The following is a 23,610-nucleotide window of genomic DNA, read 5'->3' on the forward strand; positions in this document are numbered from 1 at the left end:
CCTAGTCGTCGATGGCCTGGTAGACGCCCGTCCAGAAGTCCAGCCACACCGGGTTCACGTCGGGGAACTCGGCGCGCTGCGTCATCAGGATCGCCACCAGGTCCTCGGCCGGGTCGTTGTACCAGCTCGTGCCGAGGCCGCCGTCCCAGCCGTACCGGCCCGGCGTGGTGGACAGGCGGTCGCGGCGCAGGGCCACGGACACGCCGAGGCCCCAGCTCGACGCGTCGCCGAACGCCTCCCGCCGCTGCGCCCCGGTGAGCTGGTCGGAGGTCATCAGCTCCACGGCGGGCCGCGACAGGACGCGCTCGCCCCGGTACGTCCCCTTGCCGAGCAGCATCCCCGCGAACGCGAGGTAGTCGCCGGCGGTCGAGACCAGCCCGCCGCCGCCGTCGGGGAAGGCGGGCGGCCGCGCCCAGCCGCTGTCGCGGGGCGAGTCGTACTCCCGCAGCGTGCCGTCCTCGGCCACCTGGTAGGCGGTGGCCAGGCGGTCCAGCTCGGCGGCCGGGACGCTGAAGCCGGTGTCCTTCATGCCCAGCGGCTCGAAGATCCGCTCGCGCAGGAACGCCTCGAACGGCTGCCCGGACGCCCGCGCGACCAGCACGCTCAGCAGGTACGAGCCGGTGTTGTAGAGCCAGCGCTCGCCCGGCTGGCACACCAGCGGCAGCGTGCCGACCAGCCGCGCCCACTCGTCGGGGGAGTGCGGGGTGCGAGGGTCGGGCGGCCCGAACCCGGTGACCCCCAGCTCCTGCGCCGCACGGTAGATCGGGTAGCCGAACGCCTCCGGCTCGAAGATCATGCCGAGGCCGCAGCGGAAGTCGAGCAGGTCCCGCACGGTGATCGGGCGGTGGGCCGGGACGGTGTCGTCCACCTCGGCGTCCGGGGCGCGCAGCACGCGGCGATCGGCCAGCTCGGGCAGCAGCCGGTCCACCGGCTCGTCCAGCCGCAGCCGGCACTCCTCGACCAGGATCAGCGCCGCCACGGCCGTGACCGGCTTGCTCATGGAGCTGATCCGGAAGATGGTGCCGGGGTGGATCGGCTCCGCGCCGCCGAGCGCGGGGGAGCCGATGGCGTCCACCAGCACCTCGCCGTGCCGGGCGAGGAGCGTCACGGCGCCCGGCACCCGCCCCGCCTCGACATGGCCGGTCATGACCTCGCGCATGCGGTCCAGACGCCGCTTGGAGAAGCCGCCGTTGCCGTTCATCGTTCGCACGCTCCGTTCGCTCCGCTCCCGTAGCCGGGACCATCCGTTCTGGGGGTAGACCGGGGGAGCGCCGCGAACTCATCGGCGGGGGCGTCAAGGGGCGGGCCGAGAGAGACGGCCGGGATCAGTCGGGGGACTCGTCCTCGGCGCCGAAGATGACACCGGAGACCTCCAGGTAGAGCTGCTCCGGGTAGGGCATGAAGCCCACGTTCCGCAGCGCCTGCTTCTGGCCGGCGGACTCCATGACGAACTCGCCGTACCCCAGCAGCCGCCCGCCCAGCGAACGTTCCAGGGCGATGTCGGTGACCTTGGCCAGCGGCATCATCGCCACGTTCCGGTTGAGGACGCCGCTGACGACCATCACCCGGTGCTCGGTGACCAGGAAGAACTCCACCGACCAGGCGAGGACCTTCCAGCCCAGGTAGCCGAGGGCGGCCAGCCACACCCACCAGAGCCACAGCACGCCGGTGATCGTGGCGGCGAACGCGCACAGGATCAGGCCGCCCAGCGCGAACCCGAGGGGCAGCAGCAGGACGGCGGGATGGCGCCGCACCGCGATGACCCGTCCCTCGTGGGCCATGAGGTACTTGTCGACGGTCCGCGAACTCTGGTCGCGGTAGACCATCAGGTCCTGCATGTTCATGGGGCCGAGCCGCTCCCGCCGCGCGTCGTGATGCGTCCACGAGATGCCCGCGAGATGGGGCGGACCCCATCAGGGTACCGTGCGGCCCCGCCTCCCACGATGATCGGCGGCGCCCTTGTGCGCGTGGCTCCGGCGCCACAAGATGGTCGTTATGGACGGCGCGCGGGAGCCCTCTCGGGGGCGGCAGGAGCCATGGCCGGACCGGCTTCTCGTATCCCGTCCACAGCAGCCCCGGCCGCCGGAGGCGCGGGAGACCCCGCCGCAGCCGCCAGAGGGCGCACCGTCTCAGCCTCAGCCCGGCCCGGTTCCCGAGGCGGCAGCGGCGCCCGCGCGGCCGCCGGTGCCCGTCCCGCGAACGGCGCCTCCGCTCCCCGAGCTTCCCGCAGATCACGATCCCGAGGGCCAGGACGACCATGAGGGCGCGCGCGGCGCGCAGGGCGAGTTCGTCCCCGACGTCACCGGGCGGCCCGTCTGGCGGCTCCTGATGCGCGGCCTCAGCATCTACCTGCCCGGCTGGCGGCAGCCCGACGGCGCGCTGCGCGTCCCGGGCTCGGCCGCCGCGCAGAGCTCGTACGGTTTCGGCGCGCCCGCGTTCCTCAACGGCGACGCCGGGTTCGGGCTGCACCTGGCCGAGCGCCGCCACGGCCTCGAACCCGACCGGGAGATCTACGTGCGCGGCCGCGAGGACCCCAGCTTCGGCATCGTCATCGCCGGACCGGCCGCCGCCGTCGGCACCCGGATCGTGGACGCCGAGGCGCTGCTGCGCTTCGCCCGCCGCCTCACCTTCGAGGAGCTGCTCGAACCCGCCGACGCCGACTCGGTGCCCTACGCGGTACGGGCCGCCCGCGCCGTCCACAACGTCGTCTTCCTCGACCGGGCCGCCGGGGTCGGGCTGTGCGCGGAGATCGACCAGGAGACGCGGGCCCCGCTGTGCCCGCTGTTCGTCCGGCTCGGCGCCCCTTCCGAGCGCACCGTGCGGGCCTACGGCGTCGCGGCCCAGGCGGTGAGGTCCCACAGCTGATGGGACGGCAGCCGCCGCAGCCGCACCGTGGCCGCCGCCGGGTCCCAGAAGACCTCGTCGCTCTCCATCTCCAGTGACTGCGGCGGCGTCAGGACGGCGCACAGCAGCTCGTCCCGGGTCCGGACCACCATCAGCGGGCCGATCTGGGCGATGGCGCCGTTGCTCTCGAACAGCGTCCGCAGCAGCGCCTTGAGCGCCGCCTCGTCCTCGGGCGGCCGGGTCGGCTCCACGCCCGGCGGCAGGCCCTGGCCTGGTTGGACGCGGGCCAGGGAGCCGGGACGCTGACGCTCGCCCGTGCCGTTGTGCGGCAGATCCGCGCCGGTCGAGATGAGCAGCGCGGTGAACCCGCCGATGAGGTCCTCGACGTGCTGCCCGGCGAGGAAGTAGCGGCGCTGCTCGGAGGTTCCGGGCGCGGCGCCGCCGGGCCCCTCCGAGGTCCGGAACCGGATGTTCAGCCGGGCCGCGCGCACGCACCGCTCGTACATCTCGGTGAGGATGTCGTCCAGCTGGCCGTCCCGTGTCCACAGTCGGCCGGTGGCGCGCACCGCGGCGCCGTCGTCGGACGGGCTGCGGGGCCGTCCGGCCAGCGCCGCGCCGGCCGACTCGTCCAGCTCGCTCTCGGTGAAGCGCAGCAGCTCGGCGACGACGTCCTCGACCTCCTCCAGCGTGCGGGTCAGGGTGCGCTGGAGCTCCAGGATCTCCTCGCCGCCGCGCTCCAGGTCGGCCAGCCGGTCCAGGGCGGTGTCCACCTTGCTCTCCACCGCGGCCGTGCCCGCCCGGGTGAACGAGCGCACGGAGGTCTCCACCTCGGCGAGCTTGCGGCGCAGCGCGGCCAGCGTGATCCGCTGCTTCTCCAGGTCGTGCAGCCGCCCGGCCTGCGCCCGCAGGTACTCGTCGGCCTGGTGCACCAGCGTGGCCAGCTCCTCGACCTGGCCGGTCTGCGAGCGCAGCCGCGCGTCCAGCGCCGGCAGCGTGTCCCGCTTGACCTTCGACAGCTCGGCGGTGAGCTGCTCGCCCACCGTGACCAGCACGTTGTTCTGCTTGGTGACCTGGTCGTTCAGCTCCTCGATGCGGCGGACGAAGGCGCGGGCCTGGTCCTTGCTCTGCTTGCCGGCGTACAGCTCAAGGGCCCCGACCACCAGGCACATCACGACCAGGATGACCGTCGTCATGAAACTCCTCGGGGCCGGTCGCGATTGACGGAAGGGGTTTTGATCGCGACCATAACTTACGATCATGCACCGATTCGGGCACTTACGTAACCGACTGATCTCACTGACCGCAGGGTTCCGAACCGTCCCGGCCAGGCCGGTTTTGGGATGGGACGAAGCGCAATGATCCGGGCTAATCGCATCCCTCGAACTGCGGGACCGTCGTCGTCACGCGCAGACCGGAGGGCCCGAACCAGGTCTTCAGCAGGCGCGCGGCGGTGCCGTCCTGGTACATGCCGGTGATCGCCCGGTTGACCGCCTCGCAGCCGTCCAGGTCGCCGCGCGCGATGCCGACCCCGTACGGCTCGTCGGAGATCGGCGCGTTCACGATCCGCAGCGGCGGCCCGCCCCGCCCCTCCTTGGCGGCCTTGGCGGCCAGGCCCGCCAGGATCAGGTCGTCGGTGGAGACCGCGTCCAGCTCCCCGGCCGAGAGCCGCTGCAGGCAGTGGTCGTAACCGTCGGCGTCCGCGGGGAGCACGGCGACGCCCTTCTCCTCCTGGACGCGGGGGTAGGAGACGGAGCCCCGCACGTGGCACAGCCGCCGGCCCTCCAGATCGCGCACGTTCTTGACCGCGCCGGCGTCGGACCCGCGGACCAGGATGTCCTGGTGGGCGACGTAGTACGGGCCCGCGAAGGCCACCAGGGTCTTGCGCTGCGGGGTGATGGAGTAGCTGGCGACCACCAGGTCGACGTCGCCGCTCCGCAGCCTCGTCTCACGGGTGGCCGAGGTGACGGGCCTGAAAGCGACCGTCGCGCCCAGCCGCCGGGCGATCTCGCGGGCGACGTCCACGTCGAAGCCGGCGTAGGCGCCGCCGCCCTCCTGGGAGCTCAGCCCGGGCTGGTCGGTGTTGACCCCGATGACCAGGGCGTCCTTGTCGGCGACGGACTCCTCCCCGGCGTTCGCGACGCCGCAGGCCCCCGCCAGCAGGGCCGCCGCGGCGGACAGGGCGGCCAGGAGGCCGGCCCGGCGTTCTCGCATCATCCGCTCCCTCACCTCGTCGGACGCCTCGACGTCCGCGCCGCCACGTCCGCGGCAGGGCCGCGGCCCGGTTCACGGGGATCGGGCTCACCGGTACTCCGCCAGGCGCGGCCGTACGCCGCCCAGGATGAGACCGACCAGGACCAGCCCCACCACCGGCAGCACCACGTTCCAGCCCCGGGTCCCCGCGTCGCCCTTGCGGACGGCCTCGTTGAACGCGTCGTCGTGAATCTTGATCAGCTTGGTCAGCGACTGGTCGTAGGTCCGGAAGTCCCGGTCGGAGGAGAGTCCGCCGGAGCCGCCGCCCAGCCGCGCCTGCACGGCGTTGCCGGTCTGCCCAGCCCGCGCCAGGGCCCGCACCCGCGAGTCGCTCTGCTGGAAGGCGCGGTAGTTCCGCAGCACCTCGGTGTAGACCTCCGGCTGCCCGGGGAGGTCGCCGTAGTCGGCCTCCCGGCCCAGGAACCCGAGGAACCGGTCCCTGGCCGGGTCGAGGCCGGGCTTGCCGAGGTCGCGCTGGATCGCCTGGTTGTAGCGGGTGAGGTTGTTGCCGTCCGCCCGGTACAGCACGGTCTGCGACTTGCTGAGGTAGACCTGCTCGTAGGTGTCGGCGCGGCCCGGGTCGACGAGGTAGCGGGTCTCGTCGGCGTTGGCGCTGGTGCTGATCGCCCGCGCCCGCGACAGCGCCAGCAGCGAGTCGAAGCCGTCGCTCTTGGCGGTGCGCAGGTGGCGCTCCTGGCCGAGCAGCATGACCGTGCTCGCCCCCACCAGCACCAGCACCACGGCGGTGCTCACCGCCAGCGCCGGGTTCAGCAGCCGCCGGAACCGGACGAACAGGAAGAACTGCAGGGCGAGCAGCAGCGCCAGCGTCAGCAGCCCCAGCACCAGCACCCACACCTGGCCGGCCTGCACGGCGCTGCGCTCGGACTCGTAGGTCTTGCGGACGAGCGTGCCGTTGTCGAGCGTCAGGTTGTAGGCCTTGGGCAGCAGGTCCAGCTTCATCAGGTCGGTCGCCTGCCGGTAGATCCCGATGACCTCCTGCTGCGGCGGACCGGCCTCGTGCGGGGCCCGCTGGTCGAGCAGCAGCGCCTGCCCGGCCAGCCGCTCGTACCGGGCCAGCGCGTTGAGGGACTCGCGCGCGGTGCGCTCCTCGGTGGGCTCGTCGGCCAGCTTCGCGGCGCGCAGCAGCGCGTCGCCCGCGGCCTCCCGGCTCTGGTCGAAGCCCTGCAGCGCCTGCTCGCGGCGCATGCCGAGGTTCCGCGTGTCGCCGATCAGCAGCGCGTTGGCGAGCTGGGCGTCCATGTTGGTGAGGTGGAAGTACAGGTTGCCGGTCGCCACCACCTGCGGCCCCGCGTCGTGGCCGATCACCCGGACGCCGTCGCGCGCGTTGCCGACCGCGATCGCGGTGACCGCCAGCAGGCCCGCCAGGGACAGCACGGTGACACTCGTCAGCGCGCGGACCCGTCCCGCCACCGTGCGCGGCACCAGCCGGAACCGGGACCGCCCGGACGGCTGCGGCGACGGCGGCCTGCGCACGCCCGACCGGCGCCGCCGCGCCTGTGCGGGCGGCCCGCCGCCCGCGCCGGGCGCGGGCACCGGAGCCTGGCCCTGGCCCTGCGGTCGTGCGTGCGGCTGCTGTACGGCCGTCATGACGCCCCGCCCTTCCTGAGGGTGATCGTGGTCCAGACCCCGACGTGGATGCGGTCGCCGTCCCCGACCGGCACCTCCACGTTGAGCGGGATCGTCGCGGTCGAGCCGTTGAGGCTGGTGCCGTTGGTCGACCCGGGGTCGACCAGCACCCAGGAGCCGCCGGGACGGGCCAGCAGCACCGCGTGGACGTGCGAGACGCCCGGGTCCTCCGGCGCGACCCGCAGGTCGATCTCGGGGGTGAGGCCCCGGGACGCGCTGTGCCGTCCGATGCGGATCTGCTCGCCGCGGATCGGCACCCGCCGCTCGGGGCAGTACGGCGGGAAGGCGATCACCCCGGCGTCGGGTTCGAGCTCGGCGAGGACCGCGTCGTAGTACGCGCGGTCGGCGGTGATGACCGCGACCCAGCCGGTGCCGGCGCCGCCGCCCGTGCCGCGCGAGCCGCCCGTGGCCAGAGGTCCTGTGCCGGTCGCCGCCCGCTCCGGCGCGCCCGGCACGGGACCGGACACAGGGCCGGACACGGGGCCGGAATCGGGGGACGGGGGAGGCGGCGGGGACGGCGCGGGCGGTGCGGCCGGGGTGGGCGCGCCGCCACCCGTGGCGAAGTCGTACCCGCACTCCTCGCAGAAGCGGTCGCTGGCCGGGGTGCCGCAGTCGGGGCAGGGCGTGCCGCCGGCCGAGGCCGACAGCTCCATCGTGCCGGTCGGCCGCCCGCCCGGCGGGCCCGAAGCGGACGGGGCCGAGACCGGGGCGCCGCCGATCCGCTCACCGCACACGTCGCAGTAGTCGGCGGCGGAGGACGTGTGGCCGCCGGGACAGATCGCCATGCTCAGCCCTCGCCCTTGCGGGTCCGGACGGTCTTGGACGATCGCGTGTCCAGCGACATCTCGTCGGCCTTGTCGACGTTCTTCTTCAGCCGCACCGTGCCGGTGGCCGGGTCCACCACGTCCACGACCTTGCGCAGCAGCCTGCTCGTCGCCTCGTTGCCCGCCTCGTCGGCCAGCGCCACCGCCCGCCCGAGGCGCGCGGTGGCGGTGTCCAGATCGCCGTCCTTGCGGGCCTGCAGGCCCTCCTGGATGACCTCGGCCAGCTCGGCCTGCCCGGTGTAGTGCGCCACCCGCGCGTTGATCCTGGTGGAGGCGGCCTCGTCGTCGGTCCACTGCGCGAGGACGTTCGCGGTGGCCAGCACCTGCGGCTCCTCGCCCGGGGCGCCCGGGACGACCAGCTTGACCCACGCGGCGCGCAGCTCCTTGCCGACCTCGCCCGGCGGCACCTCCACGCTGACGTGGTAGTCGCGGCTCTCGGCGCCCCACGCCCCGATCGGGTAGTCGCCCGCCTGCGGGCCCGCCTCGGCGCGCCTGCCGGTGAGGTCCTCCACCGTCGGCATCACCTGCTTGACGAAGCGGAGCCGGGCGGTCTGCGGCGTCCAGACGCGCAGTGCGACATCGGCGACGTTCTTGCCCATGGCCGCCTCGGTCATCGCCTGGAAGTCGGCCACCAGGTCCTGCGGGTCGGCGACGATGTCGACGCTGCCGAGCAGCGCCGAGGAGATCTTGCGCAGCTCCGCGACCTCCCAGTCGGTGCCCACGCCGCGGCAGTCGCAGACGAACCGTCCCGTGCAGCGCGACAGCACCGCGTCCAGCTGCTCGGCGGTCTCGTGCTGGTTCTTGCCGTCGGTCAGCAGGATCGCGTGGCGGATGCCGTCCTGGTGCGGGTCGAACAGCTCGTCGGCCAGCCGCAGCCAGGAGCCGATCGCGGTGCCGCCGGACGCCTGGAGCCGGCTGAGCGCGTGCTTGGCCTCCTGGCGGGTGCGGGCGTCGGCGCGCACCAGCACGGCGCTGCGCGGGTAGACCATGGCGGCCGAGTTCGCGCCGGACACGACCGCGAAGTGGACGCCGTCGCGGATGGTGTCGATCGCGATCTGCGCGGCGGCGATGGCCGAGCGCAGCTTGGTGTCCGGGTACGACATCGACCCCGAGGTGTCGATGAGGATCACTTCGGCGGCCGAGGCCGGGGCGGCGCTGGCGACGGGCGCGCCGGTCGCCTCCACCGACACGATGGCGTGCACCTCGCGGCCGCCCTCGGGCAGGAACTTGTTCTGGTCGACCTTGATGCTGAACTGCGGCTGCTCGCTCAACGCGCGTGCTCCAGGGGGCTCGAAGGGGAGGTGGTGGTCCGTGCGGGCAGCGGGATCACGGCGACGGTGATGTTGTCGCGCCCGCCGGCGTCCAGGGCGCGGCGTACCAGCGCCCGCGCGGCGCCGAGCGGGTCGGCCGCCGGGTCGGCCGCGGCCTCCGCCAGCACCGCGGCCAGGTCCTCCGCGCCGGGCAGGTAGTTCCACAGCCCGTCGCTGCAGACCAGCAGCGTGCCCGGCACGTCCGGGTCGGGGACGAAGGTGGCGACGTGCGGCCGGAGGTCGTCGTTGTCGGCGCCCAGCCAGCCGGTGATGACGTGCGCGTTCGGGTGGACCTCGGCCTCGGCCTCCGTCAGCGTCCCCTCCGCGATCATGTACGCGGCCCAGGAGTCGTCGGTGGTGAGCGCCCGGGACGCGCGCAGCTCGGGCCGGTCGGCCTCCGCCGGGTCGAGGGTGTCGAGCGGCGAGCCCGCGTCCCGTCCGGGCGCCCGCCGCGGCGCCGATCCGTTCGGGGCGGCCGGGGCAGCGGACGGCAGCCAGTAGGCGCGGCTGTCGCCGATCCAGCCGACCGTGACCGACCCCGGCGCGGTCACCGCGGACACGAACGTGCACGACGGCGCCTCCGCCGGGGAGGCCGCGAGGGCGGCCACCGCGTCGGACGCGCGGGCGATCGCCGCCCGCATCGCCGCGTCCGGCGCGGAACCGTCCGCCAGCCGCGCCACCAGCTCCGCCAGCGCGGTGTCGGCGGCGGTCCGGGACGCGTCGTCGGGGTTCGGCGACGAGCCCACCCCGTCCGAGACGACCGCGGCGACGCCTCCGGCGTGCCCGGCCAGCGCCATCGCGTCCTCGTTGCGGGCGTAGCGCTTGCCGCGGTCGCTGACCCCGGCCGCGGCCCGTCCCGGCAGCTCCACCTCCACGTGGTCGCGCTCGGCGGGCTGGCGCAGGCCGCACCGCTCGCAGTAGCCGTCGGCGTCGATCGCGGACCCGCCGCAGCCGACGCAGCCGCCCGCCGCCGCAGACACCGCCGCGGCGGCCGGCGCCGGCGCGGTGTCCTCGGCCGCCTCCGCGTCGTCGCTGAGCCGATGCCCGCACGCCTCGCAGAAGCCCTCGCCGGGGAACACCACCACGCCGCACGAGGGGCAGTTCAGCTCGGCGGTCTTCATAGTCTCGGCGTTTCCCGTCATAGGAGTGTCCTCGGCCGTACGGCGTTGGCGCAGTCGATGAGCCACCGCCGGTCCTCCCGGTCGGTGGTGAGGCGGGCCAGTGAACGGTAGGTCTGCTCCAGCCTGCGGCGCAGCGGGACCTCGCTCAGCGGCGCGCCCAGCAGCACGCCGGTGCCCTGCGGCCGCGCGACGCCCGTGCCCACGGCCGCGCCCGTGCCGTGCTCCACCCAGTCCAGCGCGGCCTCGAGGATCTCCGCGACCAGCCGGTCGTGCCGCTCGCCCTCCAGCCCGAGCCCGTCCAGCCGGGACCCGGCCCGCTCCAGCTCCGCCGGGGTGAGCTCGGCGGGCGGACGGTCCCGCACCGCCGTGGCGAGCGCCGCCACCTGCGCCGACACGTACCGGATCGAGACCTCGGGCACCGAGTCCAGCACCGCCGTCACCGCGGCGCGGTCACCGGCCGCCAGCCGCACCCGGGCCAGCCCGAACGCCGCGCCGATGTAGGTGCGGTCGGTGCGCCAGACCAGCTCGTACAGCCGGGCCGCCTCCTCCGGCGCGCTCCGCTCCAGGCAGCAGGCCAGCGCCAGCTTGGGCGCCGCCTCGCCGGGCAGCCGCGAGTACAGCCGGTCGAACCCCGCGGCGGCGTCGGCCGGCCGGCCCCCGGCCAGCAGCGCCAGCGCCCGGTACCAGTCGATCCGCCAGTCCCCGGGACGATCCTCCTCGACCTTGTCCAGCAACTCGCCCGCCTCGGCGAAGGCGCCCAGCTCGATCCGGACCCGGGCCAGCGCCAGCCGCACCTCCGGCGTCTGCTCCGGCGCGCTCGCCACCGCCGCCGCCAGCCGCGCCGGGTCCAGCGCGGTCAGCCCGGCCAGGAACCCGGCGGCCGGGTCGCCCCCGTCCACCAGCGGGATCGGCAGCGCGGCCGCGGCCTCGGCGGGCAGCACCGGCGGCAGCACACCCTCGCCGTCGGCCAGCTTGGCCACGTCGGTGCCCGGCACCGCCCGCTCCGGGCCGAACAGCCCGGACGGCGCGGGCCGCGGCACGCCGTCCTCGGCCGCCAGCACCTCCCGCAGCACGCCGGTCAGCTGCTCGGCCATCTCCGCCGCGTCCTGGAACCGCTCCGCCGGCCGCTCGTGCGTGGCGCGGCGCAGCAGCCGGTCGAACGACTCGTGCAGCGCCAGCACCGGCACCTCGGCCCGCGGCGGCAGGCTGTGCTCGTAGGCCCTGGTGTAGCCCTTGAACGGGAAGCTCAGCACCGCCAGCGCGCGGCCGACGGTGTAGAGGTCGGACGTCACCGACGGGCCGTCGTCCCCGATCTCGGGGGCCTGGTAGCCGACCGTGCCGTAGATCGCGCCGTCCGGGTCGTCCAGCCGCCGCACCCCGCCCAGGTCGATCAGCCGCAGCTGCTCCTCGGACTGGATCACGTTGTCGGGCTTGAAGTCGCAGTAGACCAGCCCCTGCGCGTGCAGGTACCCGAACGCCTGCAGCACCTCCAGGCCGTAGGCGATCGCCTGGCCGACCGGGAGCGACTCGGCCGCGGTGTCCTGCCGGTGGCGCAGCAGGATGTCCTTGAGGGTCTGGCCGCCGACGTACTCCATCACGATGTAGCCGGCGTCGCCGTGCCGCACGAAGTTGTAGATCTTGACGATGTTGGGGTGCTCGACCTCGGCCAGGAACGCGCGCTCGGCCTCGGCGGCGGCGAGCGCTTCGGCGTCGCCGCTGTCCAGCAGGCCCTTGAGCACCACCCAGCGGCCGTTGACGTTGCGGTCCCTGGCCAGGTAGATCCAGCCGAGCCCGCCGTGCGCGATGCAGCCGAGCACCTCGTACTGCCCGCCGATCACCTCGCCGGGTGAGAGCTTGGGCGTGAACGAGAACCGCGTCCGGCACTTGGGGCAGAATCCCTCGGTGCGGCCGGGGCGTCCCTCCCGGCTGCGCCCGACCTCCTCCCCGCAGTCGCTGTTGCTGCAGAAGCGCTTGTGCTCGGCGACCTGCGGGTCGGTCAGCACCGCCGTGGACGGGTCGCGGTACGGCACCCGCGGCACCTCGACGAGCCCGGCGCCCAGCATGCCGCGGCGTCCCGACGACCGCGCGGACCCGGTGCGGCCGGACGTGGACCCGGAGCGCGTGGAACCGGAGTAGGTGCCGCCGGTGGAGGAGAACGGCACCGACGACGACGGCGCGGAGCGCCCCGAAGAGCTGCCGGTGGCGGCCGGGTGCCCGTGCAGGTCGCAGTAGCCGTCCACGATCGTGCCCGAGCACCCGGGTTCCCCGCACTTCGAGGACGCGGGCGCCGCGGCGGGCGCCGCCGCCGCGGCGGGCTGCGCGGCCGGGTGCCCGCACACGTCGCAGTAACCGTCGACGATCGTGCCGGAGCAGCCCGGCTCGGCGCACGAGCCCGGCGCCGTACCGCCGCTGGAGGGACCGGGACTCGCCGTGGCAGCCATACCGCATACGACGCAGTAGCCGTCTTCGATGGTTCCGTTGCAGCCCGGCGCCGAGCACCGGTTCGTCGGCGCGTTCATCCGCCCGTTCCCTTCGCCTTGGACGCGTCCGCCTTGGACGAGATGGCCTGCTGATAGCCCGACAGCAGCACGGTCGCCTTCCTCAGGTCGCAGGGGGAGGACCACAGCACCGCGCGGGCCTCCTCGTAAAGCCCGGCCAGGCCGGCGTCCTCCGCGTGCCCGAGCCGCGCGGCCTTCACCTTGTAGGCCTGGAGCCGCCCGCGCAGCTCCTCGCGCCGCTCCAGCAGGCCGGTGACCAGGCCCAGATCGGCGCGGGCCCGTTCCAGCGCGTCCCGGGTGGCGCGTTCGAGATCGGCGGCGCGGTCCGCGAGTTCGCCCCAGCGTCGTTGGTCGCGCAGCGTGTGCAGGGCGGCCAGCCGGTCGGCCAGCGCGGCCGCCGCCGCGGCCGGCGCTGGCAGCGCCGGAGATGCGATCTTCACCAGCACCTCGTCACGGGCGCGGCGCACGTCCTCCTCCGCCGCCCGGACCCGCCCGACGGCGTTCCGCACCCGGCCCACCTGCTCGTCGTACCGCGCGCGGAAGCGCACCGCCTCGGCGAACCGTTCTTTGAGCCGCGCCAGATCGGCGGCCAGCCTCTCCAGGTCGGCGGTGTCGGCGCGGCCGTCCCGGCTGAGCGCCATCGGATCGCCGCGCACCGTACGGGCCCGCGCGTCGAGCTCCTCCCGCACGCGCCGGTACTCCGCGTCCTCCGCGAGGCCCAGGGACTCCGCCATCTCGGCGACGACGCGCTGCTCGGCCTCCACCGACCCGAGCCGCGCCAGCAGCGCCGACCAGACCGTGTCGACGGCGGCGACCGCGCGGGCGGACTCCTCGTACAGGGCCGTCATCCGTTCCACGACACCGCGCAGCGTCAGCCGTTCACCCGAGGGGGACTGCAGCAGCGTGCGGCGCTCCAGCGGGACCTCCTCCGCGGGCAGCTCGACCGAGGTGCCCGTGAGCAGGCGGTCCAGCTCGGCCAGCTGCGCGCCGTTCGGACGCGAGTGCCGCGCCCGCAGCTCCTCGGCCTCGCCCAGCGTCCGCCCGTACAGGTCGAACAGCGTCCACAGCTCGCCCATGCGGGACCGCACCTCGGCCTGGCGACGGCCCGTCTCCCCGCTCAGCGCCGCCCCCTCCAGCAGCCGGTAACCCGAGTGCCGTTCCAGGTCGAGCAGCGCCGCGCCGATGCGCTCCTTCTCCTCCCGCAGGTGCCGCAGAGCGCGGTCCACCTCGTCACGGTTCATCGGCGGGTTGCCCCCATCGGCCCAACACTGACCCTGTATCCCCCGTTACACCCACTGGTGGATCAGTGTTCCGCATGGCCGGGCGGCTTCTCAAGGGGCCCCGGGCCGGGGCGATATGGGCCTGCAAAATGTCAGTGTTCGAACGTATGATCGAACCATGGCGAACGTTGCGACGCACCGGACCGACCAGCGCACCGACCTCACCGCGGGCGAGATCGCCGCACTCGCGCTCTCCCTCGCCCATCTGGGCACCGGCCCGCAGGCCACGACCGCCCGCCGCGCCCTGCGCGCCCTGTTCGACCTCGACGTCCACGACGACGTCGTCGCCGCCACCCTCGGCACGCTGACCGCGACCCTCGACGCCTCCACGGCCGACCGGGCGCGCGTCATCGCCGCCGCCATCACCGAGCACCGCGTCGTCCGGCTCTGCTACGGCGACGCCGACGCCAACGTCACGATCCGCGAGGTGGAGCCCGTCACCTGCCTCGTGCACCGCGACCACTGGTACCTGGTCGGCTGGTGCCGGATGCGGCGCGGCGTCCGGGCCTTCCGCTTCGACCGCGTCCTCGCGGTCGAGGCCACCGGCCTGCTCGCCCGCCCGCGCCGCGCCGACCGCTACCTCCCGTTCCAGCGGCGCACCCCCGCCGCCGCCTGACCCACCCCGGCCGTCGCGCGCGACAGGGGCACGCGCCACGGCCGGATGTGGCCGAAGCCGGACACCAGGCGCACCGACCGCCGCCGCGGGACCGCCCACCCCCGGGGCACCCGCGGCGGCCCGGCCCGCCCCCGAGCCCGTGCCACCGGACGCCCCCGGGCGGGTGGCATGCTGCGCTCGCCCCGGGATCGCCCGGCCTCGGGCACCTCGCAGTGGCCCGCCCCGCCCTGCTAGTCACGCGTCCACGGTTCGGGTCAGAGGAGGCCGCCGTGTTCTCCGCCGTCCACCGCCAGGGCGCTGCCGGTCACGAACTTGGCCTGGTCCGAGGCCAGGAACGCGACCAGGGCGCCGAAGTCGGCGGGGTCGCCCACGCGGCCCGCCGGGATCGCGGCGGCGACCTGCTCCAGGTCGCCGCCGCGCACCTGGCGCAGCCGGTCGGTGGCGTGCGAGCCGGGCAGCAGCGAGTTCACGGTCACGCCGTCCCGCGCCACCTCCAGCGCCAGCGTCTTGAGGAAGCCGGTGGCGCCCGCGCGGGCCGTGTTCGACAGGATCAGCGCCGGGTTCGGCTGCCGCACGGTGACCGAGGTGATCGCCACGACCCGTCCCCAGCCGCGCTCCTGCATCGCGGGCACGGCCGCCTTGCACATCGCGACCACCGACATGAGGTTGAGGTCGAGGGCCGAGCCGTAGGCGTCCACGGGGGTGGAGGCGAAGGTGCCGGGCGGTGGCCCGCCCGCGTTGGTCACCAGGACGTCCACGCCGCCGAGCGCGTCCTGCGATGCCTGGACGAACGCGGTCGCGCCCTCGGGCGTCCCCACGTCCGCGACGATCGGGTGCACGTCCCCGCCCAGCTTCGCGGCCGCCGCGTCGAGGCGGTCCCGGTCCCGGCCGCAGATCGCGACCCGCGCGCCCTCCGCCAGCAGGGCCCGCGCCGCCGCGAACCCCAGGCCGTTGCTCGCCGCCGCCACCGCGGCGCGCCGGCCGCTCAATCCAAGATCCACGCCTCGAAGGCTACGTCCTCCGGTCCTCGTAGAACGAGTCGACGGCCGGCTGTCCCGTGTAGTTGGGCCCGGCGGTGTCGTCGGCGCCCAGGTAGCGGTACGGGAAGCAGACCTCGCGGCCTCCGCGCATCGAGATCCGCTTCCGTCTGGCGTCGTAGGCGAAACCCTGCCGCCGCAGCTCGGCCGCGACCCGCCGCCCGCCCGCGAGCCGGACGGAACGCGCGTCGAAACTGGCCATCAGCAGCCCGTCGCCGGTGAGCCACGACGCGGCGCGCGCCAGCACGCCCAGTTTGTCGCCCACGTAGTGCAGCCCGTGCACCGACGTGACCAGGTCGAACCGGCCCTCCGGCGCCCACGTCGTCACGGACGCCTCCACCAGCGTCAGCCCGGGCGGCGCCGCGGCCGGGACGAAGTGCCCGGCCAGATCCACCCCGACGATCTCCACGGCCCCGCCCAGCAGCGCCGCCGCCTCGTGCAGGGCGCGGCCCGTCCCGCAGCAGAGGTCGAGCCAGCGCGCGGGCGCCCCGCCCGGCGCGGCGGCCAGCTCGGCGGCGATGTCGAGCCCGAGCTCGCGGCCGTAGCCGTTGGAGCCGGTCAGCGACCGCTCCCGGTTCATCGTGCAGTTGGCGACCACGGGCGACCGTTCCAGCGCCTCCTCGCCCAGCAACCGAGTCACATCCGGCATTCTGCCGCGGATCACCAGCTTCTGGCCGCTAGGACGTGGTCGTCCTGCGGACCGCGTCGGACACGACCTCGGCCACGCTGCCCTTCTCCTTGTGCACGCGGCGCTGGCGGCATGCCCCGGTGCCCTCCTCCGCCACCTGGGCCAGCAGGCGCTCGGTCGTCTTCAGGTCGCCGTAGCGCTCCAGCGCGGGCCGCACGTGGTCGAGCAGCGCGCCGATCACCGCGCGGGCGGGGGCGGCCCGGCGCGTCACGGGATGGACGAGGTCGCCCTCCAGGCCCGAGCGGCTCGCCCGCCACATCGCCAGCCGCAGCAGATCGGTCCGGACCGGGTCCGGAGGGCGGTCGGCGCGCCACTCCCGCGCCGCGGTGTCGACCAGTGCCCGCACCAGCGCCGCCACCAGCACGGTGTCCGACGCGCGCAGGCACACGTCGGCGACCCGCACCTCCACGGTCGGGTAGCGCCGCGACAGCCGGGCGTCGAAGTAGACCATGCCCTCGTCCAGCAGCGCCCCGGTGCCCAGCAGCGCGTCCACCGTGGCCCGGTAGTGCTCCGCCGAGCCGAACAGCTGGGTGGGGCCGCTGGACGGCCAGCGCCACCACACCTGCTGCCGCCAGCTCGCGTACCCGGAGTCGTTCCCCTGCCAGAACGGCGAGTTCGCGCTGATCGCCAGCAGCGGCGGGAGCCACGGCCTGATCCGGTCGAGGACGGCCACGCCCTCGTCCGGGGAGCCGATGCCCACGTGCACGTGGCAGCCGCAGGTGAGCTGCTCGTCGGCGGTGAGCCCGTAGGCGTCGGCCATCCGCCGGTAGCGCAGGGACGGCGTCAGCGACGGATGCACCTCGACCGGGCAGGTGGCCAGCGCGGCCACCGCGGCCCCGGCCCCGGCGGCGGCCGCCGACGCCGCCCGGCGGCCTCCGCGCACATGGTCGGCGAGCTCGTCCAGCGACACGCACGGCGGCGTGAGGGTCTCCAGCTGCTGCCGCTGCAGCTCGGGCTCGAGGAGCTCCGCGTCGCCCGCGGGGGCCGGCGGCGGCCCGCCGTTCTCGCGGGCGAACCGGATCACCGCGTCGCAGATCGGCCGCGGTGCCCCGCTCTCGGGGTCGACCAGCAGCAGCTCTTCCTCGACTCCGAAGGTGCGCGGTCTCACTGTGTGGTTCTGCCCAGCGACTCTTTACGTACGCGCCACGGCGGGCTTTCCGTCAGGGGCGTTCCTGGCGGAGGGAGGTCAGGGCCAGAAGGGCCACGTGGAGCGAGACGCAGGACTCCACGTCGTCCAGGTCGGCGCTGAGGACGCGCTCGATGCGGCGGAGGCGTTCGTAGAAGGCGGGACGGGACAGGTGGGCCTGCTGGGCGGCCACGGCCTTGTTGCGGCCGGAGTCGAGATAGAGGCGCAGGATGCGGGTCAGGTCGCCGTGGCGTTCGGCGTCGTACTCCAGCAGTGGGCCCAGTTCGCGTTCGACGAAGGTCTGGATGCGGGCGTCGTCGCGGAGGAGGTGGAGCAGGCCGCGCAGGCGCAGGTCGGGGAGGCGGTAGAAGAGGCGGTCGCCGGACGAGCGGCTGGCGACGTCGGCGACCTGGTCGGCCTCCAGGAACGAGCGGCGCACGTCGCGGATCGACTCCACCATCGAGCCGGCGGCCATGACCGCGTGGGACTGGCCGCGGACGCGGGTGGCGACGGCGGTGAGGGCGGTCTCGGCGTCGGCGCGGGCCGGGAGGGAGGCCAGCACGCCCACCCGGGAGTCGGGGCCGCCCTCGTCCAGCACGCCGACCAGGGCGGCCAGCCGGGCGTCCTTGCACGCGGCGGCGGCCAGCTCGGCCAGCTCGGAGATCTCGGCGGGCTGGACCGGGCCGCGGGTGCGCAGCACCACGCCCAGCAGCCGCCGTCCCGACAGCGGGACGCCGAGGGCGCGGGCCCGCGCGGTGGCCTCCTGCGGGTCGGAGTAGGAGTGCTCCAGGATGCGGGCGATGATCGTGCCGTGCGCCTGCCGCTCGACGCTCTCGGCGTGCCGGTCGAGGAGGCGCCCCAGGGCCAGGGTGGTCGCGGCCCGCTCGATCAGCACGGTCTCGCGCGGCGACGGCGGGGCGCCCAGCGGGATGATCAGGCGGCCCCAGTCCTCGCCGCGGGCGCCCACCATGGTGACCAGCCAGCCGGACGCCTCGTCGTAGCCGGTGCGCTGCTCGGGCCGCACGGCGCGGGACCGGGTCTCCCAGGCCGACAGCAGCTCGGCCGGGTCGCGGCCGTCGGCGTCGGCGGCCAGCACCTGGTGGGAGAGGTTCTCCAGGACGACCGGATGCCCGCCCAGCGCCGTCACCTGCCGGACGACCTCCTCGGTGGAGGCGCCCTCGACCGACAGCTGGGTGAAGATCTCGTGCAGCCGCTCGGAGGCGCGCAGCTCGGCGAACTGGTCCTGGACGATCCGGGCGTGCACCGACTCGGTGATGTCCACGAACGCCGGCTCGTGCGCCAGCATGACCACCGGGAGCCGGTGGTCCTCGGCGGCGGCCAGCAGCGCGGGCGGCAGCGACTCGGCGTAGCGCCGGCCCAGCTCGATCATCAGCCCGCTGACCCCGACCTCGGCCAGCTCGGAGATGTAGGCGCGCAGCCGGGCCGGGTCGTCGGGCAGCGCGATCCCGGTGGTGAGGACCAGCTCGCCGCCGTGCAGCAGGTGGGCGATGTCGGTGACCTCGGCGACGTGCACCCAGCGGACCCGGTTGTCCAGCCGGTCGCCGCCGGCGACCACGTGCGGCTGGCCTCGCCGCACGGCGTCGAGGCAGAGCACGTCGGCCAGCGTCGGAAGCATCGCTTACACAGTGTAAAGGCTGCACACCGTCAATCCCGCGGCCCGGATCGTGACACTCTGGCGGTAGCCGCGGGTACCTGCGCGGACAAGACTGGGGAGCATGTCGGAACCTGCGAACACCCCGTCGCTGCTGGCGCGTCACCGGGCCGTGATGCCGTCGTGGCTGGCGCTCAACTACGCCGAACCCATCGAGATCGTCGCCGGCAAGGGCAACCGGGTGACCGACGCCGGCGGCAACGGCTACCTGGACTTCTTCACCGGGATCCTCACCAACATGATCGGGTACGACGTGCCCGAGGTGCGGGAGGCGGTGGAGCGGCAGCTGGCCACCGGCGTCGTGCACACCTCCACCTCCTACCTGCTGCGCGGGCAGGTGGAGCTGGCCGAGAAGATCGCGCGGCTGTCGCGGATCCCGGACGCCAAGGTGTTCTTCACCAACTCCGGGACCGAGGCCAACGAGACGGCGCTGCTGCTGGCCGCCTACGCGCGCCGCACCGACCAGGTGCTGGCGATGCGGCAGAGCTACCACGGCAGGTCGTTCGGCGCGATCGGCGTGACCGGCAACCGGGCGTGGACCAACCTGTCCTACTCGCCGCTGCACGTGCACTTCCTGCACGGCGCCGACCGGCACCTGCCGCAGTTCGCCGGCCTGCCGGACGAGGCGTACACGGCGGCCTGCGTCGAGGATCTGCGGCACCTGCTCGCGACGGCGGCGGGCGGGGACGTGGCCGCGCTGATCGCCGAGCCGATCCAGGGCGTGGGCGGCTTCACGATGGCCCCGGACGGGCTGTTCGCCGCCTACAAGGAGGTCCTGGACGAGTACGGCATCCTGTTCATCTCCGACGAGGTGCAGACCGGGTGGGGCCGGACCGGCCAGGGCTTCTTCGGCATCGAGAACCACGGCGTGACGCCCGACATGATGACCTTCGCCAAGGGGCTGGGGAACGGGTTCGCCGTCGGCGGCGTGGTGGCCCGGGGCGAGCTGATGGACTCCCTGCACGCGGTGGGGCTGTCCACGTTCGGCGGCAACCCGATCTCCATGGCGGCGGGCAACGCCACCCTGGACTACGTCCTGGACCACGACCTGCAGGTCAACGCGGCCCGCCAGGGGGAGACGATCATCGGCGGGCTGCGCGCGGCGGCCGGGCGGTTCCCGGTGGTCAAGGACGTGCGCGGCAAGGGCCTGATGTTCGCGATCGAGCTGGCGGACCCGGGGACCGGCGAGCCGAGCCCGCCGCTGGCGGCCGCGCTGATGGAGGCGGCCCGCGAGCGCGGCCTGCTGGTCGGCAAGGGCGGCCTGTACGGCAACGTCGTGCGGATGGCGCCGCCGCTTACGCTGACCGATGCCGAGGCCGCCGAGGGCCTGGGCATCCTGATCGACTCCCTGGAAACCGTGAACGGGGCCGCGACATCATGACCGACGCCACCAGCAAGCACGTCACCCACTGGATCAACGGCAAGTCCTTCGACGGGGGAGAGGCCGGGCGGCGGGGGGAGATCTTCGAGCCCTCGACCGGGCGGGTGAACGGGACGGTCGACTTCGTCGGCCCGGCCGAGGTGGACGCGGCCGTCGCCGCCGCCAAGGCCGCCTTCCCCGCCTGGCGGGACGCCTCCCTGACCCGCCGCTCCAAGGTCCTGTTCCGCTTCCGTGAACTGGTCGACGCGCACGCCGGGGAACTGGCCCGGCTGATCTCCTCCGAGCACGGCAAGGTCGTCTCGGACGCGGCCGGGGAGGTCGCCCGCGGCCTGGAGGTCGTGGAGTTCGCCTGCGGGATCCCGCATCTGCTCAAGGGCGGGTTCTCGGAGAACGTCTCGTCCCGGGTGGACGCCTACTCGATCCTGCAGCCGCTGGGCGTGGCGGCGGGGATCACCCCGTTCAACTTCCCGGCGATGGTGCCGATGTGGATGTTCCCGGTGGCGATCGCCTGCGGGAACACCTTCGTCCTCAAGCCGTCGGAGAAGGACCCCTCGGCGTCGGTGCGGCTGGCCGAGCTGTGGTCCGAGGCGGGACTGCCCGACGGCGTGTTCAACGTCGTGCACGGCGACAAGGTGGCCGTGGACGGGCTGCTGCACCACGAGGACGTCAAGGCGGTCAGCTTCGTGGGCTCCACCCCGATCGCCCGCTACATCTACGAGACCGCCGCCCGCAACGGCAAGCGGGTGCAGGCGCTGGGCGGCGCCAAGAACCACATGGTGGTGCTGCCCGACGCCGACCTCGACCTGGCCGCCGACGCCGCCGTCTCGGCCGGGTTCGGGTCGGCGGGCGAGCGCTGCATGGCGATCTCCGTGGTCGTCGCGGTCGACCCGGTCGGGGACGAGCTGATCGACAAGGTCAGGGAGCGCGTCGCCCGGCTGAAGGTGGGGCCGGGCGACAACCCCGAGTCGGAGATGGGGCCGCTGGTCACCCGGGCGCACCGGGACAAGGTCGCCTCCTACCTCGACAGCGGGGTCGCGCAGGGCGCCGTCCTGGCCGTGGACGGCCGCGAGACCCCGGTGCTCGGCGGGCCCGGGGACGGCTTCTGGCTCGGCCCTACCGTCCTCGACCGCGTGACACCGGACATGGACGCCTACCGGGACGAGATCTTCGGGCCGGTGCTGTCGGTGGTGCGGGCCGCGTCGTACGAGGACGCCATGAAGATCATCGACGCCAACCCGTACGGCAACGGCACCGCGATCTTCACCAACGACGGCGGGGCCGCGCGCCGCTTCCAGAACGAGGTGGAGGTCGGCATGGTCGGCATCAACGTGCCGATCCCGGTGCCGATGGCCTACTACTCCTTCGGCGGCTGGAAGGCGTCACTGTTCGGCGACAGCCACGCCCACGGCATGGAGGGCGTGCACTTCTACACCCGCACGAAAGCCATCACGGCACGCTGGCTCGATCCGAGCCACGGCGGCGTGAACCTCGGCTTCCCCACCAACGGCTGATCTCCGGCGCGTCTCCCGCCCCGTCCGCCTCGTCCGCGCGGTCCTCGCCGTCCGTGCGGACGGGCCGTCCGGTCCGGGGTCCGGACGCGGGGGAGCGGGTGAACGGGCGGGTGACGGCGAGCCCGGCGGCCAGGCAGGCGAACGGCATCGCCGGCACCACGTACCGGTAGTCGAAGTCCGCGCTGGCGATCGGGAACACCAGCAGCGTCACTGCGGCCGACCAGGCCAGCAGCCCGCCGCGGCGGTCCCGGGCCAGCACCGTCGCGGCGGCCCCGGCGAGGAAGAGCACGCCGAGCGCGGGGCCCGGCAGGTACACCGACCGCTGGTAGGCGATCATGCGGTCCGCGTGCGGCGGGACGACCCGGCTCAGCGTGAGGTCGCCCTCGTAGCGGGCGGCGTCCGAGAGCGCGGTGCTGTTCGCTCCGCCGCCCCAGCCCTTGCCTCCGGGGAAGAGCTGCGGGCGTTCGGGGAAGTGGTAGAGCCCTTCGGTGGTCGCCGTCGGATGCGGGAAGCGGCTCGGGCTGAACGCCTTGCCGAGGCCGTCCCCGACGGTCCGCAGGTAGTCGCCGGGCTGGGCCAGGATGGCGCGGATCGCGAAGTCCCGCATGGTCGAGTTGTGCTCGGGCGCGGTGACGTTCTCGTACAGGACCCGCGGCGGGACCTCGCTCCGCCAGATGAGGTGCCCCGGCGCGTACCCCTTGGCCCTGAGCTCCGGGGACAGGCAGAGCGCCTCCATGTGGGACGGCGGCCGCATCTTCGCGCAGTCGGCGAACGGGGCGGTGCGCCCCCACAGGTAGAGCCCGTCGCTGGTGGTCAGCGAGTAGGTGCCGAACGTGCCGTGGAACATGACCGCGTACGCGATCAGCGGCGCCGCGGCGGCGGTGCCGAAGAACAGGGCGGGGCGCCAGCCGCGGCGGCGCATCAGCAGGCACAGCAGGACGAGCGGGATCAGCGGCGCCCCGGCCGAGCGGACCAGCACCGCGTATCCGAGCAGCCCGCCCGCCGCCAGGGCCATCCACCAGGCCGGATTCCGTCCCCCGCGCCCGCGCTTCGCCCGTGCCCCCGCCTCGGCGGCCTCCGCCTTGGCGGTCTCCTTCTCACCGTCAGGGGTGGGCGGGGCGTCCTCTCCGGCGGCCCGCCGCGGGGGCAGGGCCCGCCAGAGGAGGAGCGTCAGGGCGGCGGCGATGAGGAAGGTGAAGAGCGCCTCCGACATCAGCAGGTGCTCGAGCTCGATCTGGTACGCGTCGTACAGGATCGGCAGCGCGCACAGCGTCGCGGCCCAGCCGGGCAGCCCGGCGCGGCGCAGCAGCGCGTACACCATGACGGCGACGGCCAGCCCCATCAGGTGCTGGAGGACGGCGACGAGGGTCAGGCTGTGCGCGGGCTCCAGCAGTTTCAGCAGGTAGGAGTAGCCGAGCGTCTTGCTGGGCGAGGGCTCGGGGCGCAGGGCGCGGCCGAGGTAGAAGTAGGAGTCCCCGGTGAACCACAGGACGCCCGGATAGCCGAGCACGGTGATCCAGCGCACCACCGCCCCGCCGATGAGCGCCACCAGGAACGGTGCGTGGCTGATGAACGGGCGAATCGCCCATTTTCCACTAAAGAAGGCCAAAAGACGCCTGGATGGAAGCGTCCGGCGGAGTGCGTTGTCGGTCACAAGGGGCCTCAGGCTAGGCGGCTCCGGTGACGCCACGGTGAACGCCGGATGGCCCTCCGCGATCATGAAAACCCGGAGCCGGCCGCGACCCTCGCGGCCGGGCGCCGGGCATGCCTCGTGACCGGGCGGTCCTCCGTGCCGCCCTCCGTCC

The 23,610-nt window shown here is 74.3% G+C and carries 19 protein-coding genes; 4 read left to right on the forward strand and 15 right to left on the reverse strand.

From position 1 onward, the window contains the following. Position 1: 1 nt before the first annotated feature. Both ACZ466_RS33660 and ACZ466_RS33665 read right to left on the reverse strand, forming a co-directional pair. Positions 2–1,201 carry a serine hydrolase domain-containing protein gene (locus ACZ466_RS33660; RefSeq protein ID WP_378290278.1) on the reverse strand — a complete coding sequence of 400 codons (1,200 nt, stop codon included), beginning with the start codon at positions 1,199–1,201 and terminating at the stop codon, positions 2–4. A 124-nt stretch (positions 1,202–1,325) separates the two neighbouring features. Next, entirely contained in the window at positions 1,326–1,844 is a 519-nt protein-coding gene (locus ACZ466_RS33665; protein WP_378290280.1) for a PH domain-containing protein, read from the reverse strand. Positions 1,845–2,184: 340 nt separating this feature from the next. On the opposite strand from ACZ466_RS33665, the gene ACZ466_RS33670 reads away from it, so the two are divergent. Next, positions 2,185–2,865 carry a hypothetical protein gene (locus ACZ466_RS33670; RefSeq protein ID WP_378290282.1) on the forward strand — a complete coding sequence of 227 codons (681 nt, stop codon included), beginning with the start codon at positions 2,185–2,187 and terminating at the stop codon, positions 2,863–2,865. Here the strand turns inward: ACZ466_RS33670 and ACZ466_RS33675 are convergent. The 8 genes from ACZ466_RS33675 to ACZ466_RS33710 form a co-directional block, all read right to left on the reverse strand. Next, a complete protein-coding gene (locus ACZ466_RS33675) occupies positions 2,826–4,037 on the reverse strand; it encodes a hypothetical protein (RefSeq protein WP_378290284.1) in 1,212 nt (403 codons plus the stop codon). The genes ACZ466_RS33670 and ACZ466_RS33675 overlap by 40 nt on opposite strands. A 172-nt stretch (positions 4,038–4,209) precedes the next feature. Next, positions 4,210–5,058 carry a transporter substrate-binding domain-containing protein gene (locus ACZ466_RS33680; RefSeq protein ID WP_378290286.1) on the reverse strand — a complete coding sequence of 283 codons (849 nt, stop codon included), beginning with the start codon at positions 5,056–5,058 and terminating at the stop codon, positions 4,210–4,212. 84 nt (positions 5,059–5,142) lie between these two features. Then, on the reverse strand, positions 5,143–6,702 hold the full coding sequence (locus tag ACZ466_RS33685) for a hypothetical protein (RefSeq protein ID WP_378290288.1): 1,560 nt from the start codon (positions 6,700–6,702) through the stop codon (positions 5,143–5,145). Next, positions 6,699–7,526: an FHA domain-containing protein gene (locus tag ACZ466_RS33690; RefSeq protein WP_378290290.1), complete on the reverse strand. Its 828-nt coding sequence runs from the start codon at positions 7,524–7,526 to the stop codon at positions 6,699–6,701. The genes ACZ466_RS33685 and ACZ466_RS33690 overlap by 4 nt, the downstream gene beginning before the upstream one ends. Positions 7,527–7,528: 2 nt before the next feature. After that, positions 7,529–8,836, reverse strand: coding sequence for a vWA domain-containing protein (locus ACZ466_RS33695; protein WP_378290292.1), 1,308 nt, complete (start codon positions 8,834–8,836; stop codon positions 7,529–7,531). Beyond that, entirely contained in the window at positions 8,833–10,017 is a 1,185-nt protein-coding gene (locus tag ACZ466_RS33700; RefSeq protein ID WP_378290294.1) for a PP2C family protein-serine/threonine phosphatase, read from the reverse strand. Before ACZ466_RS33700 ends, ACZ466_RS33695 begins: the two co-directional genes overlap by 4 nt. Beyond that, positions 10,014–12,059 (reverse strand): serine/threonine-protein kinase, encoded by a 2,046-nt coding sequence (locus ACZ466_RS33705; RefSeq protein WP_464044034.1) that lies wholly within the window; start codon positions 12,057–12,059, stop codon positions 10,014–10,016. Before ACZ466_RS33705 ends, ACZ466_RS33700 begins: the two co-directional genes overlap by 4 nt. Before the next feature lie 452 nt (positions 12,060–12,511). Next, on the reverse strand, positions 12,512–13,735 hold the full coding sequence (locus ACZ466_RS33710) for a coiled-coil domain-containing protein (RefSeq protein ID WP_378290298.1): 1,224 nt from the start codon (positions 13,733–13,735) through the stop codon (positions 12,512–12,514). A gap of 157 nt (positions 13,736–13,892) precedes the next feature. On the opposite strand from ACZ466_RS33710, the gene ACZ466_RS33715 reads away from it, so the two are divergent. Further along, positions 13,893–14,390 (forward strand): helix-turn-helix transcriptional regulator, encoded by a 498-nt coding sequence (locus tag ACZ466_RS33715; RefSeq protein ID WP_378290300.1) that lies wholly within the window; start codon positions 13,893–13,895, stop codon positions 14,388–14,390. A gap of 254 nt (positions 14,391–14,644) precedes the next feature. On the opposite strand, the gene ACZ466_RS33720 is transcribed toward ACZ466_RS33715, so the two are convergent. Genes ACZ466_RS33720 through ACZ466_RS33735 form a run of 4 tightly spaced genes read right to left on the reverse strand, consistent with a single transcriptional unit; the run spans position 14,645 to position 18,877 of the window. After that, a complete protein-coding gene (locus tag ACZ466_RS33720) occupies positions 14,645–15,391 on the reverse strand; it encodes an SDR family oxidoreductase (RefSeq protein ID WP_378290302.1) in 747 nt (248 codons plus the stop codon). Positions 15,392–15,401: 10 nt separating this feature from the next. Beyond that, positions 15,402–16,067 carry a class I SAM-dependent methyltransferase gene (locus ACZ466_RS33725; RefSeq protein WP_378290304.1) on the reverse strand — a complete coding sequence of 222 codons (666 nt, stop codon included), beginning with the start codon at positions 16,065–16,067 and terminating at the stop codon, positions 15,402–15,404. A 37-nt stretch (positions 16,068–16,104) separates the two neighbouring features. Continuing rightward, complete coding sequence (locus ACZ466_RS33730) at positions 16,105–17,223, reverse strand: carboxylate-amine ligase (RefSeq protein ID WP_378290306.1); 1,119 nt, start codon at positions 17,221–17,223, stop codon at positions 16,105–16,107. A gap of 52 nt (positions 17,224–17,275) precedes the next feature. After that, complete coding sequence (locus ACZ466_RS33735) at positions 17,276–18,877, reverse strand: PucR family transcriptional regulator (protein WP_378290308.1); 1,602 nt, start codon at positions 18,875–18,877, stop codon at positions 17,276–17,278. Positions 18,878–18,977: 100 nt separating this feature from the next. On the opposite strand from ACZ466_RS33735, the gene ACZ466_RS33740 reads away from it, so the two are divergent. Continuing rightward, positions 18,978–20,294 (forward strand): aspartate aminotransferase family protein, encoded by a 1,317-nt coding sequence (locus ACZ466_RS33740; protein WP_378290310.1) that lies wholly within the window; start codon positions 18,978–18,980, stop codon positions 20,292–20,294. Beyond that, entirely contained in the window at positions 20,291–21,805 is a 1,515-nt protein-coding gene (locus ACZ466_RS33745) for a CoA-acylating methylmalonate-semialdehyde dehydrogenase (protein ID WP_378290312.1), read from the forward strand. Before ACZ466_RS33740 ends, ACZ466_RS33745 begins: the two co-directional genes overlap by 4 nt. Here ACZ466_RS33745 and ACZ466_RS33750 read toward each other — a convergent pair. Next, positions 21,741–23,354, reverse strand: coding sequence for a hypothetical protein (locus ACZ466_RS33750; protein WP_378290314.1), 1,614 nt, complete (start codon positions 23,352–23,354; stop codon positions 21,741–21,743). The two genes, ACZ466_RS33745 and ACZ466_RS33750, sit on opposite strands and share 65 nt — an antisense overlap. Positions 23,355–23,610 lie beyond the last annotated feature (256 nt).

The sequence above is a fragment of the Actinomadura rugatobispora genome, from assembly GCF_055379765.1.

Bases quoted from the DNA above. Each gene is read 5' to 3' on its own strand.
- ACZ466_RS33660 (WP_378290278.1), bottom strand. From the start codon at position 1,201: ATGAACGGCAACGGCGGCTTCTCCAAGCGGCGTCTGGACCGCATGCGC.
- ACZ466_RS33665 (WP_378290280.1), bottom strand. From the start codon at position 1,844: ATGAACATGCAGGACCTGATGGTCTACCGCGACCAGAGTTCGCGGACC.
- ACZ466_RS33675 (WP_378290284.1), bottom strand. From the start codon at position 4,037: ATGACGACGGTCATCCTGGTCGTGATGTGCCTGGTGGTCGGGGCCCTT.
- ACZ466_RS33680 (WP_378290286.1), bottom strand. From the start codon at position 5,058: ATGATGCGAGAACGCCGGGCCGGCCTCCTGGCCGCCCTGTCCGCCGCG.
- ACZ466_RS33685 (WP_378290288.1), bottom strand. From the start codon at position 6,702: ATGACGGCCGTACAGCAGCCGCACGCACGACCGCAGGGCCAGGGCCAG.
- ACZ466_RS33690 (WP_378290290.1), bottom strand. From the start codon at position 7,526: ATGGCGATCTGTCCCGGCGGCCACACGTCCTCCGCCGCCGACTACTGC.
- ACZ466_RS33700 (WP_378290294.1), bottom strand. From the start codon at position 10,017: ATGACGGGAAACGCCGAGACTATGAAGACCGCCGAGCTGAACTGCCCC.
- ACZ466_RS33705 (WP_464044034.1), bottom strand. From the start codon at position 12,059: ATGCTGGGCGCCGGGCTCGTCGAGGTGCCGCGGGTGCCGTACCGCGAC.
- ACZ466_RS33710 (WP_378290298.1), bottom strand. From the start codon at position 13,735: ATGAACCGTGACGAGGTGGACCGCGCTCTGCGGCACCTGCGGGAGGAG.
- ACZ466_RS33715 (WP_378290300.1), top strand. From the start codon at position 13,893: ATGGCGAACGTTGCGACGCACCGGACCGACCAGCGCACCGACCTCACC.
- ACZ466_RS33735 (WP_378290308.1), bottom strand. From the start codon at position 18,877: ATGCTTCCGACGCTGGCCGACGTGCTCTGCCTCGACGCCGTGCGGCGA.
- ACZ466_RS33740 (WP_378290310.1), top strand. From the start codon at position 18,978: ATGTCGGAACCTGCGAACACCCCGTCGCTGCTGGCGCGTCACCGGGCC.
- ACZ466_RS33745 (WP_378290312.1), top strand. From the start codon at position 20,291: ATGACCGACGCCACCAGCAAGCACGTCACCCACTGGATCAACGGCAAG.